Origin of the sequence: Methylobacterium sp. C25, assembly GCF_021352225.1 — a bacterium.
In the GTDB taxonomy this organism is placed as follows: Bacteria; Pseudomonadota; Alphaproteobacteria; order Rhizobiales; family Beijerinckiaceae; genus Methylobacterium.
The window spans coordinates 463,966-479,883 of sequence record NZ_JAAUVI010000003.1 but is presented as its reverse complement, the minus strand read 5'-3'; the positions used below and the strand labels follow the sequence as shown (position 1 = coordinate 479,883).

Sequence of the window (15,918 nt, the reverse complement as noted above, 5' to 3'; positions counted from 1 at the left end):
TCTTTCTCTTCACCGCGGGAGGCTTTGCCGAGAAGGCTGTGCGCACGCGCGCGTCCCCGATCCAATCGACCGAATGCAGGATCAGCGCTGTCCGCGTTGCAACCCCCTGCGCCGCCGGTCGAACCCTTTGCCCCTCACATCCGGCGATCGACGCCCTAGCTTCGGCCACAGGCACGATCAGCGGGGGGACAAATGGCCGAACCGACGATGCATCCTGCGTTTTGCGCTGGCGCGACGGCCGTTGTCACCGGGGCGGCGAGCGGGATCGGCCTTGCGGCAGCGAAAGCCTTCGCCGCGCGAGACATGCGGCTGGTTCTCGCCGACCTTCCCGGAGAGCCACTGGAGAGCGCATGCGCCGCGCTCGCCGCCTCCGGGGCCGACGCCCGGGCCTGTCCTACCGATGTCGGTGACGAATCTGCGTTGAAGGCTCTCGCGTCGGAAGCCGCGCGCGATGGTGCCCCAGCCGTGCTGATGCTGAATGCCGGCATCGAGGCAGGCGGTCATTTGTTGTCGGACGCGGGAACATGGCGGCGCATCATCGACACGAACCTGTTCGGTGTCGTCGACGGCATCCGCGCATTCGCGCCGGGGATGATCGCGGCGAACCGGCCCGCCGCGATCATCGTCAGCGGCTCGAAGCAGGGCATCACCACGCCGCCTGGCAACGCGCCCTACAACGTCTCGAAGGCCGGCGTGAAGGTCGTGACCGAGGCGCTCGCCCACGAGCTGCGCCACAGCGGCGCGCCGGTCAGCGCTCATCTTCTGATCCCCGGCTTCGTCTATACCGGCCTGACCCGTGCGCGCGGCGTCTCGGAAAAGCCCGAGGGCGCCTGGACGCCGGAGGAGACGGTGTCCTTCATGCTGGAGCGCATGGCGCGCGGCGATTTCTACATCCTGTGCCCCGACAACGAGACGAGCCCGGAGCAGGATCGCCGCCGCATCGCCTGGGCGGCCGGCGACGTCATCGAGAACCGTCCGGCCCTGTCGCGCTGGCACCCGGGTTTCGCCGAGGCCTTCGCTCGGCATATGAGGTGATCGCCGGCACGGCCCATCCTGGCGCCTGCGGCTGGCGATGCACTTGCATCAGGCCGCTCGACCGACGCGCCGGCGCCTTGCGTCCGGCGCGATGCCGTCGGACGAGGCGGCCCTTCGACTGAAGCGGGAGAAAGAGCCCTTGGCCACCATCATCCCCGTCGCCTCCTTCGACTACGTGGTGTTCGGCGCCACGGGCGATCTGACACGCCGCAAGCTCCTGCCGGCGCTGTATTACCGCTTCCGCGACGGCCAGATCCCCGGCAGCAGCCGCATCATCGGCGCCTCGCGCTCGGAACTCTCGAGGGAGGAGTTTCGCGACCGTTCCCGCGAGGCCCTGCGCGAGTTCATCCCGCCGAGCCATCTCGACGAGGCCGCGCTCGCGAGCTTCCTCGACCATCTCTACTACGTCGCGGTCGATGCGCTGGGCACGGATGGTTGGGACGCGCTCAAGGCGCTGCTCGACGAGCGCCCCGACCAGATCCGGCCGTTCTATCTCGCCACCTCCCCCGATCTCTACGGAGCGATCTGCCGCAACATCGAACGCTGCGGCCTCGTGGGCGAAAAGACCCGCGTCGTCCTGGAGAAGCCGATCGGCAAGGACCTGAAATCGGCCAAAGCCATCAACGATGCCGTGGGAGCGGTCTTTCCCGAGGGGCAGATCTTCCGCATTGACCACTATCTCGGCAAGGAGACGGTCCAGAACCTGTTGGCGCTCCGCTTCGCCAACACGATCTTCGAGCGCCTCTGGAACGCCGACGTCATCGATCACGTCCAGATCACGGTGGGCGAGACCGTCGGCGTCGAAGGCCGCGGCGGATACTACGACACCTCCGGCGCGCTGCGCGACATGGTGCAGAACCATCTGCTGCAGTTGCTCTGCCTGACCGCCATGGAGAGCCCGCTCTCCCTCAACGCCGATTCGGTGCGGGACGAGAAGCTGAAGGTCCTGCGCGCCCTCAAGCCTATCACGCCGGCCGAGGTCCAGGCCGTGACGGTACGCGGCCAATACGCGGCCGGTGCGGTGGCCGGGAGGGGCGTGCCGAGCTACCAGGCCGATCTCGGCGGCGAGACGACGAGCCGCACCGAGACCTTCGTCGCGTTGAAGCTCGAAATCAGGTCTGCCCGCTGGGCCGGCGTGCCGTTCTACCTGCGGACTGGCAAGCGCCTGCCGAGCAAGCATTCCGAGATCGTGGTGCAGTTTCGCGCCTCCCCCTTCTCGATCTTTCCCGATGAAGCCTTTGGGCGCGATCCGAACCGCCTCGTCATCCGGCTCCAGCCGGAGGAGGGCATGAAGCTCGAGGTGATGACGAAGGATCCGGGTCCGGGCGGCATGCGGCTGCGGCCGACCGATCTCGACATCTCCTTCGAGGAGACCTTCAAGCAGCGCTATCCCGACGCCTACGAACGCCTGCTGATGGACGTGGTGCGCGGCAACCAAACGCTGTTCATGCGTCGCGACGAGGTCGAGGCTGCCTGGGAATGGGCCGACAAGCTACTGCAGGCCTGGGCCGACCGCCCGGAGCCGCCGCGCCCTTACGCGGCAGGCTCCTGGGGACCGACCGCCGCGATCGCCCTGATCGAGCGTGATGGGCGGACATGGCACGAGGAGATACGCTGATGGGGCATCGCTTGCACGACGCGATGACCGGCCTTCCCGGTACGGCGTGAACAAGTCTGTCTACAACAGCACAAGACATTGACCTTTTCCCCCGGAACGCCCCTACGGACGACACGTTGACCGCCGCGTGTCCAGATTCGATGAGGGCAGGCCGGGACAGAGTGGCGGATCGAACGGCAGGCATGGATTCGGACAGACCCTCGACGGACAGGCCGGATCACGACCCGCCACAGGGGCTGGGCGACGATTTCCGCCGCTTTGCCGACTTCGTGCCTCAGATGATGTGGCGCTCGGACGATCAAGGTCGGGCACTCCACCACAACGAGCGCTGGCTGCAGTTCACAGGTCGTCCCTTGGAGGAGGAACTGGGTGACGGCTGGCGCCGTGGACTCCACCCGGACGATTTCGAGCGCCACGCAAAAATCGTCTCCGAGGCATTCAGGGCGCGAGAGCCGTTCAGCGTGGAGTTCCGCCTGCGCCGTCACGACGGCGCCTATCGATGGCTGCTCGACACCGCTCGGCCGGTTACGGAGGACGGGCGCTTCACTGGCTATCTCGGCTCCTGCTTCGACATTACCGACCGCAAGAATGCCGAGGACCATGCAGAGGCTGCACTGGTCGAGAAGGAGACGCTTCTCGCCGAGATCTACCATCGGGTCCGCAACAATCTGCAGGTCATGGTGAGCCTGATCGGCCTCTATGGCCGCGCCGCGCCGGAGCCCTGCCGCGGCAGTTTCGATGCGCTGGGCCAGCGCGTGCGCGCCATCGCGCTGGTGCAGCAGCACCTGCACGAGGCGCCTCACATCGCTTCGATCGACCTGCGCGACTATCTGCACCGCCTCGCCTCTGGCCTCGGCCAGCTGCGCCGGGCCGGGCGCATCGGCGTCACGGTCGACGGGAGCGGGACCAGCGTCGTCGAGCCGCGCACTGCCAACGCGCTTGGAATGATTGTCGCCGAGGTGGTGGCGGAGTGCCTCGACGCCACGACGGATGCGGTCACCTGCAGCGTGGCCATTACCATCGTCGCGGGCTTCGGTGAGCCGGTCGGGCTCTCGATCGTTTCCGGGCATGGCGAGGCCGCCGCGGCCGGCCGGCCCGGTGTGCCGAAGCTCGGGCCGCGTCTGATCGCGGCTTACGCGGCTCAAGCCGAGATCGCGGTAAGCGGGGACGCCACGCGCGCCCATCCCCTTGAGCTGCAACTGCCCGAGGCTCGGGCGCCCGGTCCCGGTTGACCCAAGCGCGCCGGTCGCGTCCCGTGTCCTGAGCGCCAATATCGGCCCGATATCCGCTTCCAAAGAGTCCCACGCCCTCCATGCTGCCGCCTATTGCCGACATCGTCGAGAATTTCGATCTGATCGAGGATTGGGAGCAACGCTACGGCTACATCATCGAGCTCGGCCGCGAGATGGACGCTCTGCCCGATGCGCTGCACAGCGAGGAAAATCGGGTCCACGGTTGCGAGAGCCAAGTTTGGCTGGACGTCGGTCTGGACGAGACCGCCCCGGAGCCCCGTCTGGCGCTGCGCGGAGACAGCGATTCCAGCATCGTGCGAGGCTTCGTCGCCCTGATGGTGGCGCTCTATCAGGGCAAGACGCCACAAGACGCGGCCGAGACCGATGGGCTCGACATCTTCCGGCAGCTCGATTTCGGTGCCCATGTCACCTCGAAGCGATCGAACGGCGTCCGCGCCATGGTGGCGCGCATCCAGCACGACGCACGACGCTTGGCTGCAGGGTGAGGGATCGGCGAATTTTCGGCTCGGCGGCTTGACCTGCGCTGCCGAAGTCGCCTTCGTCGGCCCCCACGATCAGGCTCGTCAGCCTGCCGCGAAGCCTTACCGATGAGCCTTGCATGAGCGTCGTCGATCTCGCCCGGTTCATGGAGGATCTCGCCACGCAATCGGGCGCGGCGATCCTGCCGTTTTTCCGCGCGCATTTCGGCATGGATGACAAGGCGATCGGCTCGGGTCGCGGCTTCGATCCGGTGACCGAGGCCGACCGCGCGGCCGAAGTCGCCATGCGCCGGATGATCCGCGCGACCTTTCCCACCCACGGCATCCTCGGCGAGGAGTTCGGCTCGGAGCAGACCGATGCCGAATGCGTCTGGGTGCTCGATCCGATCGACGGAACCCGGGCCTTCATCTCGGGCCTGCCGACCTGGGGCACGTTGATCGGCCTGACCCGCAACGGCGCGGCGGTGCGTGGCCTCATGCACCAGCCCTATCTCGGCGAACGCTTTCTGGGGGATGGCGGCAGCGCCACGATCAGGACGGCGAAGGGCGAGCGCAAGCTACGCACCCGGCGCACGGAAAAGCTCGCCGACGCGATCCTGGCGACGACGGATCCGCGCCTCTTCGCGGAAGGCGAGGAGCGCGAGCGTTTCCTTCAGGTCGAGGCAGCGGTGAAGATGTCGCGCTACGGCGCCGATTGCTACGCCTATTGCATGCTCGCCGCCGGCCAAATCGACCTCGTGGTCGAGGCCGGCCTGCAGCCCTACGACATCGTCGCCTTGATCCCGATTGTCGAGGGTGCCGGCGGCGTTGTCACTGCCTGGGACGGCGGTCCCGCGACGGGCGGCGGCCGTATCGTCGCCGCTGGTGACCGCAGGCTGCACGAGCAGGCGCTGGCGATGCTGAACCCCTGACGAGTTGCCAGCCATGCTCGAGAGCGTGGTGAAGCGGCAGCCGTCAGGTCCCTACATCGAGCTTGTTGCGCGAAACGGCAACGTGGATCAGCTCCGCGAGCGTGCGTACGCCGAGCTTCTGTCGCATGCTCGAGCAGGCACTGATCACGGTCCGATAACTCACCGACAGGTTGTCGGCGATGACGCGGTAGGACTTCCCCTTGCTCAGCAGCGATAGGATCTGCAACTCGCGGGCATTGAGCGTGCCGAGTGTCGGGCCATGGCCGCGCATGTTGAGCATGGCTACGCTGGTCGCCAGGCGATGTTCGAGATAGCCGCGGCCGGCCCGCACCGTCTCGAAGGCCTCGATCACGGTCGCGGTCGGCGCATCCTTGAGGACGTAGCCGAGCGCGCCGCATTCGAGCGCCCGCGAAACCACGACAGGATCGTCGTGCATGCTGAAGGCGAGGATGCGTACGTCCGGCTCCAAGGCGCGCATCCGCCGGACCAGCGACAGCCCTGACAGATCCCGGTCCTGGAAGCTGAGATCCGACACCACGAGGTCGGGACGCAGCTTGTGGAAGCTGCGATAGCCGGAGACGATGTCCGTCGCCTCGTGGATCTGGCCAATGCCGAGATCGTCGGCGAGGTCCTCGACAACACGGCGGAAGCCGCCCAGCACGACGGGATGATCGTCGATGAGCAGGACGTTGCCAGGCGATTTCACGTCGCCGGCAGCCTCGCGCCGAGGTCGCGTGCTACGCTCGACGGCCCTCACGGTTTGGTCTCCCCATCGCGCTGCGCGCCGTAGCGCTCCGAGAGCTTGGCGAAGGCGGCCGCGGGTTCGTCGCCCTGCTTGCGGGTGTTGAAGTAGTGCTGGCACATCTCGCCATAGAGTTGGCGGCCTTTGGCGCCCTGCGCGACGCGGGTGAGGCCCTCGAGCAGATCCTCGTAGCGCTCGGTCTTGCCTGCCTCGCCGAGCATTTGGCCGAGCTGAACCGTCCGGTTGGCGATCATTCTCGGATCCTCGATGAAGAAGGACTGCGCCCGGCCGAGGCTGCGCCGCATCTGCGCGCTCGCGGCGTCATCGTTCGGCAGAGCGCGGCCGGCTTCACGGCTCGCGAGCCAACGGCCCGTATCCATCGCATCGGTCGGTGAAAGCCAAGCAGGGATATCTGCGTCAGACTGCGTGGCGACGACCGACTGCTCCTCGGTCTTCGCCTGATCCTCGTCCTTGCCACCGCAGCCGCCGAGGGCGAACAGGACGGCGAGTGGAAGAACCGCGGGGCGGTTCATGGCACGGCCTCGCTGTGCCGGGACCGGTTGCCGGTGGCTACGGCGAGATAGCGCGGGCCCTCTCCGACATGGATCCGGGCGCGCTCTGTGAGGCTGGCCAGATCGATGACCGAAACGTCCTCGGAGAACCAGTTGGCGACGTAGGCGTTTCCCCCGCTGACGACGACGCCCTCCGGATAGCGCCCCACCTTCACGGTGCCGGCGAGCGTCAGGCTCGCGGCGTCAATCACCGAGACCGTGCTCGCATGCTGGTTCGTGACGAGGATGCGGCTGCCGTCGGCGCTCGTCGCCACGCCGTAGGGCATCGCGCCGACGGGCACGGTGGAGAGAAGCTTCAGCTTGGCCGTGTCGATCACGCTGAGATCGTTGCTGCGCACATTGGCCACGTAGAGCCGGTCCTGCGACGGGCTGAGGCCGAGGGCGAATGGGGCTTCGCCGACGGGGATCGTGGCGATCCGCTCCATTCGCGCCCCGTCGACCACGCTGATCTGGTGGCTCTCACGGTCGGCGACCCAGAGCCGGCCGCCCCGATCGATGACCAGATTCGCCGGGTCCTTGCCGACTGCAACGGTGGCCTCGATGGCACCGGTCTCGGTGGAGAGCCGTGCCACGTGACCGGCCTTCCAATCGCCGACATAGACGACGCGGCCGTCTGGATCGGCAGCGATGCCGAAGGGCTGGCCCGCATAGGGCAGGCGCTTCAGCACTCGGTTCGTACCGCCATCGACAATCGTGATCGCGTGGTGGTCCGGGTGAGAGAGGTAGATCCGGCCTTGCGCGTCCGTCGCGGCTGCCGCCGGTCCCGCCTGGACGTCGATCGTCGCGGTGACGGCGTTTGCGTCGGTCTCGATGCGGGCGAGTTGGCCGGCCTCCTGGCTCGCGACGAAGACCGATGCTGCGAAGGCGGGGGCGCTCGAAGCGTGGAGTAGGCCGGTCAGGATCAAGCCCAACCACACGGAGCGCACGGATCCACGACCCCCCTTATCGCCGCTCCGGTTTCGTCTCGGTGTGCCGGACTTACGACGCGATGCATCCAGCCCTCTCCCCGCGCACGTGGAGAGGGGGAAGAGACTGGCGCCTTGTCCATCGCCCTCCATCCGGGCAGGTCTCATTGCGTCGCCGCGCCCTCGATCTTGGCCTTCAGGCCCTTGAGGCCGTCGGCGAAGAACTTGTTCATCGCCTCCCTGCCGGCGGCGTCGGAGAGGTTGTCCGGCGGCTCGTTGCCGGTGTCGCCGCGGTAGAAGCGTCCCATCCACTCGACCTTCGAGCCATCGCCCTCGGGGGTCACGGTGATCGTCGCCGAGTACGAGGAGACCGGCAGCGCCTTCAAGTCCGGATCGCCCGAGCGGTAGGAATAGGTGAAGCCGTCGGCTTTCCACTCGTCGAGGCCTTCCTTGAGCACGCCGCCGCTCTTGAAGGTCAGCGTGCGGCTGCCGCCTTCCTTGTTTCCGCCCTCACCGACGCTCTTCTCAAGGTCGGGATGCCAATTCTTGATGCCTCCGAAATCGCCAACGACCTTCCAGACCGCGTCCGGCTTGGCCTTGATAGAGACCGACTGGTCGATCTTCTGCGGCGTCGGTCCGTGAGCGAGGGCAGCCGTCGCCGTGAGGGCGAACAGGGCGGGACACGCGAAACGCAGGGTCGCACGAAACATGTATCAGGCCTTCTTCCATCTCTGGGCAGGGGTGCCGCGACGCCTAAGCCGCGCACGGAGCGGCGGCACGGCGTAGACGGCGAGAAGCAGCGCCAGGGCGGCGCTGCCGAGCAGGGGGCGCAGGTCGAAGCTTCCGGGCATCGGCCTGGGCGTGGCCGCCTGCATCACTGGCGCGAACAGGCCACCGGGGCCTTCGAGATGCGCGTAGGCGAGGCCGGTCTCGCCGGCGAGCTTTCTCAGATACGGCTCGCGCACGGAGGAGAGGTGCTCGGTGCCGTGTGCAGCCGTTGCGCCGAAAGGGGCGTTTCGCGGTTCGTAGCCCGGACGGCTCTCGGCGTCGGCCGGCGGCGGGCCGAACCGGTTCTCCTGCTGGACATCGGTCTCGCCGTAAAAACCCGTCTCGCGGCCGCGATCGTCGAATTTCGGGATCTGCGACAGGCCGTAGCCTCCGGCTCCGACGATCAGGCCGCGAACGGCGCCGGGCTTGCCTTCGAAGCCCGCGCCGCCGGTGCTCGGCGGCGGCGGGGCCTCGTGGCCGTCCGAGATGAAGATCAGGTCGGTGCCGAGGCCGGCCGCCATCTCGATGGCGCGGTAGAAGCCGGCCGAGATCCTGCTGTCGCCCTCCCAGGCCATGCGCCAGTCGAGCGCGTCGAGGGCGCCGTCGAGGGGCGAGAAGTCGCGGCAGACCTCGATCGGGGTGAAGAGCAGGAAGGGCCGGCGCTCGGTGAAGATGCCCAGCGCCAGCCGCGAGCCGCATGGCAGGCGGGTCACCAGATCGCGCAGGGCCGCCTTGGCGGTCTCGAGACGGCTCGTGGGAGTGCCGTCCGGGCGCTTGTAGTCCCGCACGTTCATGCTGCCGGTGATGTCGACCACCGCGAGCACGTCGACCATGTTCCGGGTGAGCGTCACCGTGCTCACCACGAAGGTCATCGCGAGCAGCAGCAGCGCCGCGGCGAGCGCCTGCAGGCGCCGGTCGCGAAAATTGCGGGTGAGGAACCGGTTCACGGCGCCCCCCGCGGCTGGCCGGGGATGTCCGTCCAGATCTTCTTCGGTTCGGCCTTGAGGTCGTCGCCGTGCTTGCGGTCGAAATCCGGGAAGTCGCGGATCAGCCGGGAGGCGACGTCGAGATTGTACTTGGCGTCCCAGAAATCGGGCCGGGCCTGCAGCGCGCGCCGGTAGTCCTGGCGGGCGAGGATGACGAGGGGGCCGGCCGGGTCGATGTCGTTGCGCGAGAGATGGCCGAAGGCCTGGCGCAAGCGCGAATTCGCCATGGCATAGCGGGCGCGGGCCGAGCCGTCCGCCTCGTCGCGCCGTTCGAGGGTCTGGACGAGCGTCTCCGCCTCCTCCAGCCGGTCGCGGCGGGCGAGGAACAGGATGCGGGCGACCAGGATGGGGGAGGGCGCCTCGGTGGAGACCGCGACGTCCCGGTTGCCGGCGAGATCCGCGATGGCGCAGTTCGCCTGCGCCGTGCGCCAGGCGAGCCCGGCGCAGGCGAGGGCGGCGAGCGCGAGGAGGATCGGCAAGGCGAGGAGAAGAGACGGCCGAAGGCGGCGCAGCCCGCTGGCGAAGAGCGCGCCCAGGCGGGCGAGCGGCGCGGAGCCGGAGAGGGCGAGGGGGCCTGAGCTCATGCGGCCAGCCTCCGCTCGTCGGCGGCATCGTCCGGCGCCGTCCGCCCGGCCGCGGCTCGGCTGCCGCCCTGCAGATCCGCCTCCAGGAGCTTGCCCGCCACCAGCACGAGCAGCCCGGCCATCGCCAGAGCATAGGCCCACGGCGTCAGGTCCCGTCGCGGACGCTGCTCCGTATAGGGGATCGGGTCGCGCTCCAGGCTCTCGATCTGGCGGATCGCTTCGGCGACCTGTTCCGGACCCTCCGCCTCGAAGGCGCGATAGGGCACGCCGAGGCTCTTGAAGAACAGATCGAGATGGCGCTCGGGCGCCGCCTGCGGCGTGTCCTCGCCGGCGGGCTTGTCGTAGATCGAGGGTGAGCCCTTGGTCCGCAGGAACAGCCAGTAGAGATTGGGGTGGATCTTGGCGAACTCGGCCCGCAACGGCCCCTGGATCTTGGGATCGATCACGGCCGCGCCGTCCGAGACGAGCAGCACCACGCGCGAGACCTGCGCGGCTCCGGCGCCGAATTGCGGCAGCGCCATGCCGAGCCCGCGGGCGACATTGGTGTAGTCGAGGCCCGGCCGGTCGATGGCGGCGATGGCGGCGCGCACGGCGTCGTGGCGGTCGGTCATCGGCACGACGAGCATCGGCGAGGTCGAGAAGGCGGTCACCGCGAACTGGTCGTGCGCCCGGCTGCCGACGAAGTCGGCGAGCAGTCGGCGCGAGGCCGCCGCCTTGGATTCCTCGGCGCCCGAAGGCTGTTTGCCGGCGAAGGTCTCGTTCATCGAGCCAGAGCGGTCGATCAGCATCGAGATCTGGGCGCCGATCCCGGTGCGCGTGATGGTTTCACCGGAGCGGTAGGGACCGGACAAAGCCAGGATCAGGCCGCCGATCGCGACGATGCCGGCGAGCCTCAGCGCCCAGCCGATCGTCCGCGACAGGGCGTCGGCGGGGGCGGCGGCGATGGCCGAGACGAGGGTCCTGCGTTGGCTGGAGACGACGAGCGGCAGGAGCGCCAGCGGCAGCAGCCAGAGGATCTGCGGGAGCGTCGCACCGAGGCGGGAGAGCAAGGTCATCGCGTCAGTCCCGCGCCGTCCGCTCGGCCGCGGCGAGGTTCTTCGCGGCAGCTTCCGCCTCCGCGAAAGGCCACTGGCTGCGGGCAGCCGCGGTCTCGCGGCCGAAAAAGGCGAGGCGGGAGGCGGTGAAGAAGCGCGCCAGAGTTCCCTCCTGCCCGCGGAAGCCGGGGTGCCGCTCGAGGAAGGCGGGCAGGTCGTCGGCCAGCACGCGCCGCCCGTCGGTCTCGTCGAGACCGCGATGGAGCGCGATCAAGGCTTCGCGGTAGGCGGCATCATGGTCGGGGCGGGCCGCGAGACGTCGCAGGGTCCGCCGGACCCCGGCGAAAGACCGGCCCCGTCGCCGGCCGAACGGCGCCCAGGCCCTGTCGCGGGCGAGTAGGACGAGTGCCAGCAGCGCCAAGACGGCGAAGGTCCCGGCCCAGCGCAGGGGCGGCTCGATGTCGAGTGCTGATGCCCGGCCATCCGGTCGCATGTAGTCGAGCGGGTCCTCGCGGGAGGGCGGCTGCACCTCGCGCAGGGGCGAGACGTTGATCGACCAGGCCGGCACCTGCGCCTTCGCGGTGGTGGCGCCCTCCGGGCGCTCATTGGCCACGGTGAGGGTGAAAGCCGGGATCTCGAGCGCGCGCGCGTCGAGCGCCGCATAGAAGGATTGATAGACGAGGTTCAGGCGGATGCGCCGCGCGTCGCCCTGCGCCGTGCTCTCCGTGGTGATACTGCGCAGGTCGAGCCAATAGGTCACGGGCCCGGGTTGCGGCAGCGAGGCGGCCTGCACGGCGAAGCCTTCGTCCACCAGCACGTCGACCTGGACGCGCAGGAGGTCGCCGACGAAATAGCCGAAGGCGCGCGGCGCGCGGATCTCGACCGAGCGGACCTGGGCCAGGGCAGCACCGGGCAGCGCGACCAGGAGGAGGGCCGCGAGGATGGCGAAGTGAGCGAGGCGCCGCATCACGTCGCCATCAGATGGCGGCTCAGCGCCTCGGCATCGAACCGCCCTTCGAGCCGGAACGGCGGCCTGCCATAGGCCGAGGCGATGCGGCGCAGGGTGTCGAGCCGGGCGCGTTCGCGCGCGTGCCAGCGCCGGCGCAGGCTCGGGCGCATGAACACCATGCGCCGGCCGCCGCCTTCGAGGTCGTCGAATTCCATCAGGCCGAAGCTGGGCAGGTTTTCGTCCTCGGCCCGGTCGGCGAGCAGCACCGGTACGACGTCGTGCAGGGCGAGACCCGAAAACACCTCCTCGATCAGTGGCTCGGGCCAGCGGAAATCCGAGATCACGAAGATCAGTTTCGGCCGGCCGGCGAGGCGGGTGGCGGCGTCGACGAGGCCGCGGGCGCTGCCGCCGCGAAAGTCGACCTCCGTGAGCCCTGCGGCGCGCTCGGTGGCGAGCCCCCTCTGCCGGGTCGCCGGCAGGACGACGTCCTCGCGGATGCGGTCGTCGCAGCCGATCAGCCCGAAGGCGTCGCCGATGCGTGTCGCGGAATCGGCGAGGCCCATGCAGAGGTCGGCGACGAGCTCGGCGCGGCTGGCTTCGCCCTCGAAGCGCATGGAGGCCGAGAGGTCGACGAGCGCCCAGACCTCGATGGCGGTGCGCGTCTCGAAACGGCGGACGTAGGTGCCCTCGAACGGGTCGCGCAGGGTTGCGCGGATGTCGATGCGGCGCGCATCGGGCAGGCGCAGAAACGACACCTGGTCCCGAAAGGTGCCGAGGCCGCCGGCATCGCGGCTGCGATGGGCGCCGACCCTGCTGCCGCCCGGCCGCCAGCGCGGGAGATAGACGATCTCGCCGGTTTTCACGGTGCCGGTACCGTCTCGAACACGGCGCGGATGAGCCCGGGCACGATGGTCTCGCGGCGCATCTCGTAGACCGGCTCGAGGAAGACGCGATGGGCCATTACCTCGGGGAAGATGTCGCGAATGTCTTCTGGCACCAGGAAGTCGCGACCCTCCAGCCAAGCGCGTACGCGGGCGGCACGCACCAGGAAGGCGAGGCCGCGCGGAGAGGCGCCGCCCTTTATGAGCGCGGCCATGTCGACGCCTGGCAGGCGGATACCGGCTTCGGCAGGCCGCACCAGCGCCTCCCAGAGCGAGACGACGTAGGCCTCGATCTCGGGGCTGGCCTGGATCGTGTGCTGGATGGCCTTCGCGATGCCGCCGACGGCCGCGTGATCGATCACGCCCTGCTGAAGACCCTCGATCAGTGTGTCGGTGTCGTGGAAGCGCGGATCGAAGACCAGATCGCGCCGCGCCTTGGAATCGCGCGGCGCTTCCATGCCGATTTCCATGAGGAAGCGGTCGCGGGCGGCGGCGGGCAGCTCGAAGGTCTCCTCGCGCTCGACCCGGTTGCGGTCGGCGAAGACCTGAAGATCGGGGAAGTGGTACTCGCGATTGAACGCGGTGAGGCTGCGCTCGGCCATGAGGCGCAGCAGCAGCGAGTGCACCTGGGGCCGGGCGCGGTTGATCTCGTTGAAGAAGAAGACCGACAGGTCCTCGGCCTTGCGCAGCACCGGGCCGGGCTCGACACGTGGGCGCCCGTCATCGGCGAGATAGGTGTGGTAGATCAGGTCGGAGGGCATCATGTCGACCGTGCCCTCGACGCGCTCGTAGGCGCCTCCGAGCACTCGGGCCACGGCCCGCAGCAAGGTGGTCTTGCCAACGCCGACATCGCCTTCAAGGAGCACGTGGCCGCGCGCGAAGATCGCGATGGTGACGAGCCGCACGGCCCGTTCCTGACCGACGACCGCCTTGCCGACCTCGCTCTGGAAGCGGGAGGCGGCCTCGCGCCAATCGGTGAGCATCGCGTCGCCGTGGCGAATGGTGTTCATTTGTTCTGAACCTTGGGCGCCTTGCGCCACATGCTCCTTCGGACCACGCGCGTCGTGCGTCGGAGCCGTCGCGACGCGTTCGTGCCGATGGCCGTCCAGTGCCGAATTGGCGTCGCGAAGCCGGGACCGCGCGACGCCGATTGAAGTCCGATCAGTTCGCTGAGAGCTTGCTGACGTCGTACTCGAACTTGCCGGTCTTCTTGGCGTGCTCGACGCGCGCCTTGTTGCGCTCTTCCATCTGCTTGATGGACTCGGCCTGCTTGGCGATCTCCTTCGGGTCGTGCTTGGGGTCGTATTTCGAACCCGCGACCTTGTCCGGGAAGCCGGGCTTCGGCTCCCAGCAATTGCCCGGCGCCTTGCACTTCTGGCCGTCATAGGCGACCGCCGGCAGAGCCAGCGTCGAGCCGACCACGAGGGCCGCAGCGTAAACGAATGTCCGCATGATCACTCCTCCGTCTCTTCCCACATCGCGGCTCTGCAGCCGCTTATTCGCCGCTCCTGTTGACGGCATGCTTGTCGAGAACGATTACTCTTCCAGCGGTTTGCACTGGCCTTTCTCGTCCTTCGAGAAGTGTTGGCCCTCCTTGTAGGGCTTGTAATTCTTCTTCTGGTCGGCAGTGAGCCAGACGGCATCTTGAGCCGGACCAGTATAGAGGTGCCGGATCCAGGTGATGACCTGCAGCGCCTCTTCGGGGTTAAGGTCCTCGTTATGCGGACCCATCATCCCGTTGGCGCCGCCCCAGATCGTCGAGAACAGGCCGACATCGGTCGTGTTGGACGGATAGGTCCAGTAATTATCGTTGAGGCCCGGCCCGACTTTTCCTTCGGCCAGGTGGCCGTGGCAGCCCGAACAAGAGGTGAGATACAGGCTCTCGCCGTTCCTCAGGCAGGACTTGTCGTCGATGTACTTGTTCACGCCGGTCTGCAGGAAGGTCTTGATGCCTTCCGAGTCGCGCCCGCCCGGCTTGCCTTCGTCGGTCTTCATGATCTCGCCGGTGATGGTGTTCCGAAACTCGACACCGGTCGTCGACGGGCCTGCCTGCGGCTGAGCCAGGGCGGAGGTTGCAAGAGAAGACAGCAGAACCGAACTGAGAAGCGCGTACGCAGTAACTTTCACTGACCTGATCATCGTCCATCCATGGTGCGGTTTTGGCGGGCCGGGGCGATCGCGCGCCTCGAGCGGGTGCCGCGGAAACGGGTTTTGGTGGGCCTGGGAGCCGTCAGTTCGAGACCGGCGCGGTCGGCACGCCCTCGTCCTTCAGGATCGCCTCGATCTTGGGCTTCGCCTTCGCGATGCCGGCATCGAGTGCGTCGCGCAGGGCCTCGTCGCCCTTCCGCACGCCCATCGACTGATCGAAGCTCTGGGGCATCTTCTGGCCGTCGCTGCGCACGGTATCGTCGGGCACCAGCGTCATGCGCAGCTTCGTCGTGGAATCCTTGACGTAGCGGCCGACATCGGGGGCGAAGGCCACGGCGACGTCGGCCTTGTTGTTGGCGACTTCGCTGACCATGCGGCCGGAATCGATCTGCGTGTACTGGTTCCGCGCCGCGCGGAAGTTCACCAGCGAGTAGAGATAGGCCATGTCCTCTTCGTAGCGGCCGATGTCCTTGAGCATCGCCTCGCCGGGCGTGCCGAAGCCGACCACCATGTGGTCCACCGTCTTCAGGCGCGGATCGGTCCAGGACTTGATGTCGAGGTCCTTGTCGGCGCGGGTGATGAAGACGTAGCCGCTGCGGTAATAGGGCTTGGTGGTGAGGACCCGCGGATCGTCGCTGTCGAGGCCGACGACGACGTCGCAGAGCTTCTTCTCGAGCCCGTCGCGGACCAGATAGATCGCCGGCTTGGCGTTCCAGACGAAGACCGGCTTGCGGCCCATGCCCTCGGCCACCGCGGCGGCGATCTTGTTCTCGAGGCCGGAGCCGTCCTTCATCGAGAGCGGAGCCTGCTTCTCGGATGCGCAGATGCGCAGGATCGACGGATCGGCCGGCACCGCATCCGCGGTCTTGGCGGGCGCCGCGCTCTCCGATGGAGGAACCTGGGACTCGGACTCGCCGGCCGCGAAGGCGGCGCCCGAGGCGAGGGCGAGAAGGGCCGCAGCGGAAACCGCCGCGAGATGTCGTCCGGTGACGAGCCGCATGGCTGTGAAACCCGTTTCCTCGAAAGATCGTGTTGTGAGGTTCGGCGCGCGGG

General features: G+C 68.2%; 18 protein-coding genes. 5 read left to right on the top strand and 13 right to left on the bottom strand.

Going from position 1 to position 15,918, the window contains the following annotated elements:
* Positions 1–207: 207 nt before the first annotated feature.
* The 5 genes from HCU64_RS12130 (at position 208) to hisN (ending at position 5,296) form a co-directional block, all read left to right on the top strand.
* Positions 208–1,035 (top strand): SDR family NAD(P)-dependent oxidoreductase, encoded by an 828-nt coding sequence (locus HCU64_RS12130; protein ID WP_233384152.1) that lies wholly within the window; start codon positions 208–210, stop codon positions 1,033–1,035.
* A 139-nt stretch (positions 1,036–1,174) separates the two neighbouring features.
* Positions 1,175–2,653 carry a glucose-6-phosphate dehydrogenase gene (gene zwf / locus HCU64_RS12125; protein ID WP_233384151.1) on the top strand — a complete coding sequence of 493 codons (1,479 nt, stop codon included), beginning with the start codon at positions 1,175–1,177 and terminating at the stop codon, positions 2,651–2,653.
* Positions 2,654–2,835: 182 nt separating this feature from the next.
* Positions 2,836–3,885, top strand: a complete 1,050-nt coding sequence (locus HCU64_RS12120) for a PAS domain S-box protein (protein ID WP_233384150.1) — start codon at positions 2,836–2,838, stop codon at positions 3,883–3,885.
* Between the two features lie 80 nt (positions 3,886–3,965).
* Positions 3,966–4,391, top strand: a complete 426-nt coding sequence (locus HCU64_RS12115; protein ID WP_233384149.1) for a SufE family protein — start codon at positions 3,966–3,968, stop codon at positions 4,389–4,391.
* Positions 4,392–4,504: 113 nt separating this feature from the next.
* Positions 4,505–5,296 (top strand): histidinol-phosphatase, encoded by a 792-nt coding sequence (gene hisN / locus HCU64_RS12110; RefSeq protein ID WP_233384148.1) that lies wholly within the window; start codon positions 4,505–4,507, stop codon positions 5,294–5,296.
* Between the two features lie 43 nt (positions 5,297–5,339).
* On the opposite strand, the gene HCU64_RS12105 is transcribed toward hisN, so the two are convergent.
* The 13 genes from HCU64_RS12105 to moxJ form a co-directional block, all read right to left on the bottom strand.
* Entirely contained in the window at positions 5,340–6,002 is a 663-nt protein-coding gene (locus tag HCU64_RS12105) for a response regulator (protein ID WP_233384298.1), read from the bottom strand.
* 47 nt (positions 6,003–6,049) lie between these two features.
* The gene (locus tag HCU64_RS12100) at positions 6,050–6,571 is read right to left on the bottom strand and encodes a hypothetical protein (protein ID WP_233384147.1); all 522 of its coding nucleotides are present in this window, start codon (positions 6,569–6,571) and stop codon (positions 6,050–6,052) included.
* Entirely contained in the window at positions 6,568–7,527 is a 960-nt protein-coding gene (locus HCU64_RS12095) for a YVTN family beta-propeller repeat protein (protein ID WP_442785948.1), read from the bottom strand. The genes HCU64_RS12100 and HCU64_RS12095 overlap by 4 nt, the downstream gene beginning before the upstream one ends.
* Before the next feature lie 152 nt (positions 7,528–7,679).
* Entirely contained in the window at positions 7,680–8,225 is a 546-nt protein-coding gene (locus HCU64_RS12090; RefSeq protein ID WP_233384145.1) for an SRPBCC family protein, read from the bottom strand.
* Positions 8,226–8,228: 3 nt separating this feature from the next.
* Positions 8,229–9,230: a vWA domain-containing protein gene (locus HCU64_RS12085; protein ID WP_233384144.1), complete on the bottom strand. Its 1,002-nt coding sequence runs from the start codon at positions 9,228–9,230 to the stop codon at positions 8,229–8,231.
* Entirely contained in the window at positions 9,227–9,853 is a 627-nt protein-coding gene (locus tag HCU64_RS12080) for an MxaK protein (protein WP_233384143.1), read from the bottom strand. Before HCU64_RS12080 ends, HCU64_RS12085 begins: the two co-directional genes overlap by 4 nt.
* Positions 9,850–10,908, bottom strand: coding sequence for a vWA domain-containing protein (locus tag HCU64_RS12075; protein ID WP_233384142.1), 1,059 nt, complete (start codon positions 10,906–10,908; stop codon positions 9,850–9,852). The genes HCU64_RS12080 and HCU64_RS12075 overlap by 4 nt, the downstream gene beginning before the upstream one ends.
* A gap of 4 nt (positions 10,909–10,912) precedes the next feature.
* Positions 10,913–11,854 (bottom strand): nonribosomal peptide synthetase MxaA, encoded by a 942-nt coding sequence (locus HCU64_RS12070; RefSeq protein ID WP_233384141.1) that lies wholly within the window; start codon positions 11,852–11,854, stop codon positions 10,913–10,915.
* A complete protein-coding gene (locus tag HCU64_RS12065; RefSeq protein WP_233384140.1) occupies positions 11,854–12,699 on the bottom strand; it encodes a DUF58 domain-containing protein in 846 nt (281 codons plus the stop codon). Before HCU64_RS12065 ends, HCU64_RS12070 begins: the two co-directional genes overlap by 1 nt.
* The gene (locus tag HCU64_RS12060; protein ID WP_233384139.1) at positions 12,696–13,727 is read right to left on the bottom strand and encodes an AAA family ATPase; all 1,032 of its coding nucleotides are present in this window, start codon (positions 13,725–13,727) and stop codon (positions 12,696–12,698) included. Before HCU64_RS12060 ends, HCU64_RS12065 begins: the two co-directional genes overlap by 4 nt.
* Positions 13,728–13,878: 151 nt before the next feature.
* On the bottom strand, positions 13,879–14,169 hold the full coding sequence (locus tag HCU64_RS12055) for a methanol dehydrogenase [cytochrome c] subunit (protein ID WP_233384138.1): 291 nt from the start codon (positions 14,167–14,169) through the stop codon (positions 13,879–13,881).
* 84 nt (positions 14,170–14,253) lie between these two features.
* Positions 14,254–14,856, bottom strand: coding sequence for a cytochrome c(L), periplasmic (gene moxG / locus HCU64_RS12050; protein ID WP_233384136.1), 603 nt, complete (start codon positions 14,854–14,856; stop codon positions 14,254–14,256).
* 91 nt (positions 14,857–14,947) lie between these two features.
* Positions 14,948–15,865 (bottom strand): methanol oxidation system protein MoxJ, encoded by a 918-nt coding sequence (moxJ, locus tag HCU64_RS12045; RefSeq protein WP_233384295.1) that lies wholly within the window; start codon positions 15,863–15,865, stop codon positions 14,948–14,950.
* Positions 15,866–15,918 lie beyond the last annotated feature (53 nt).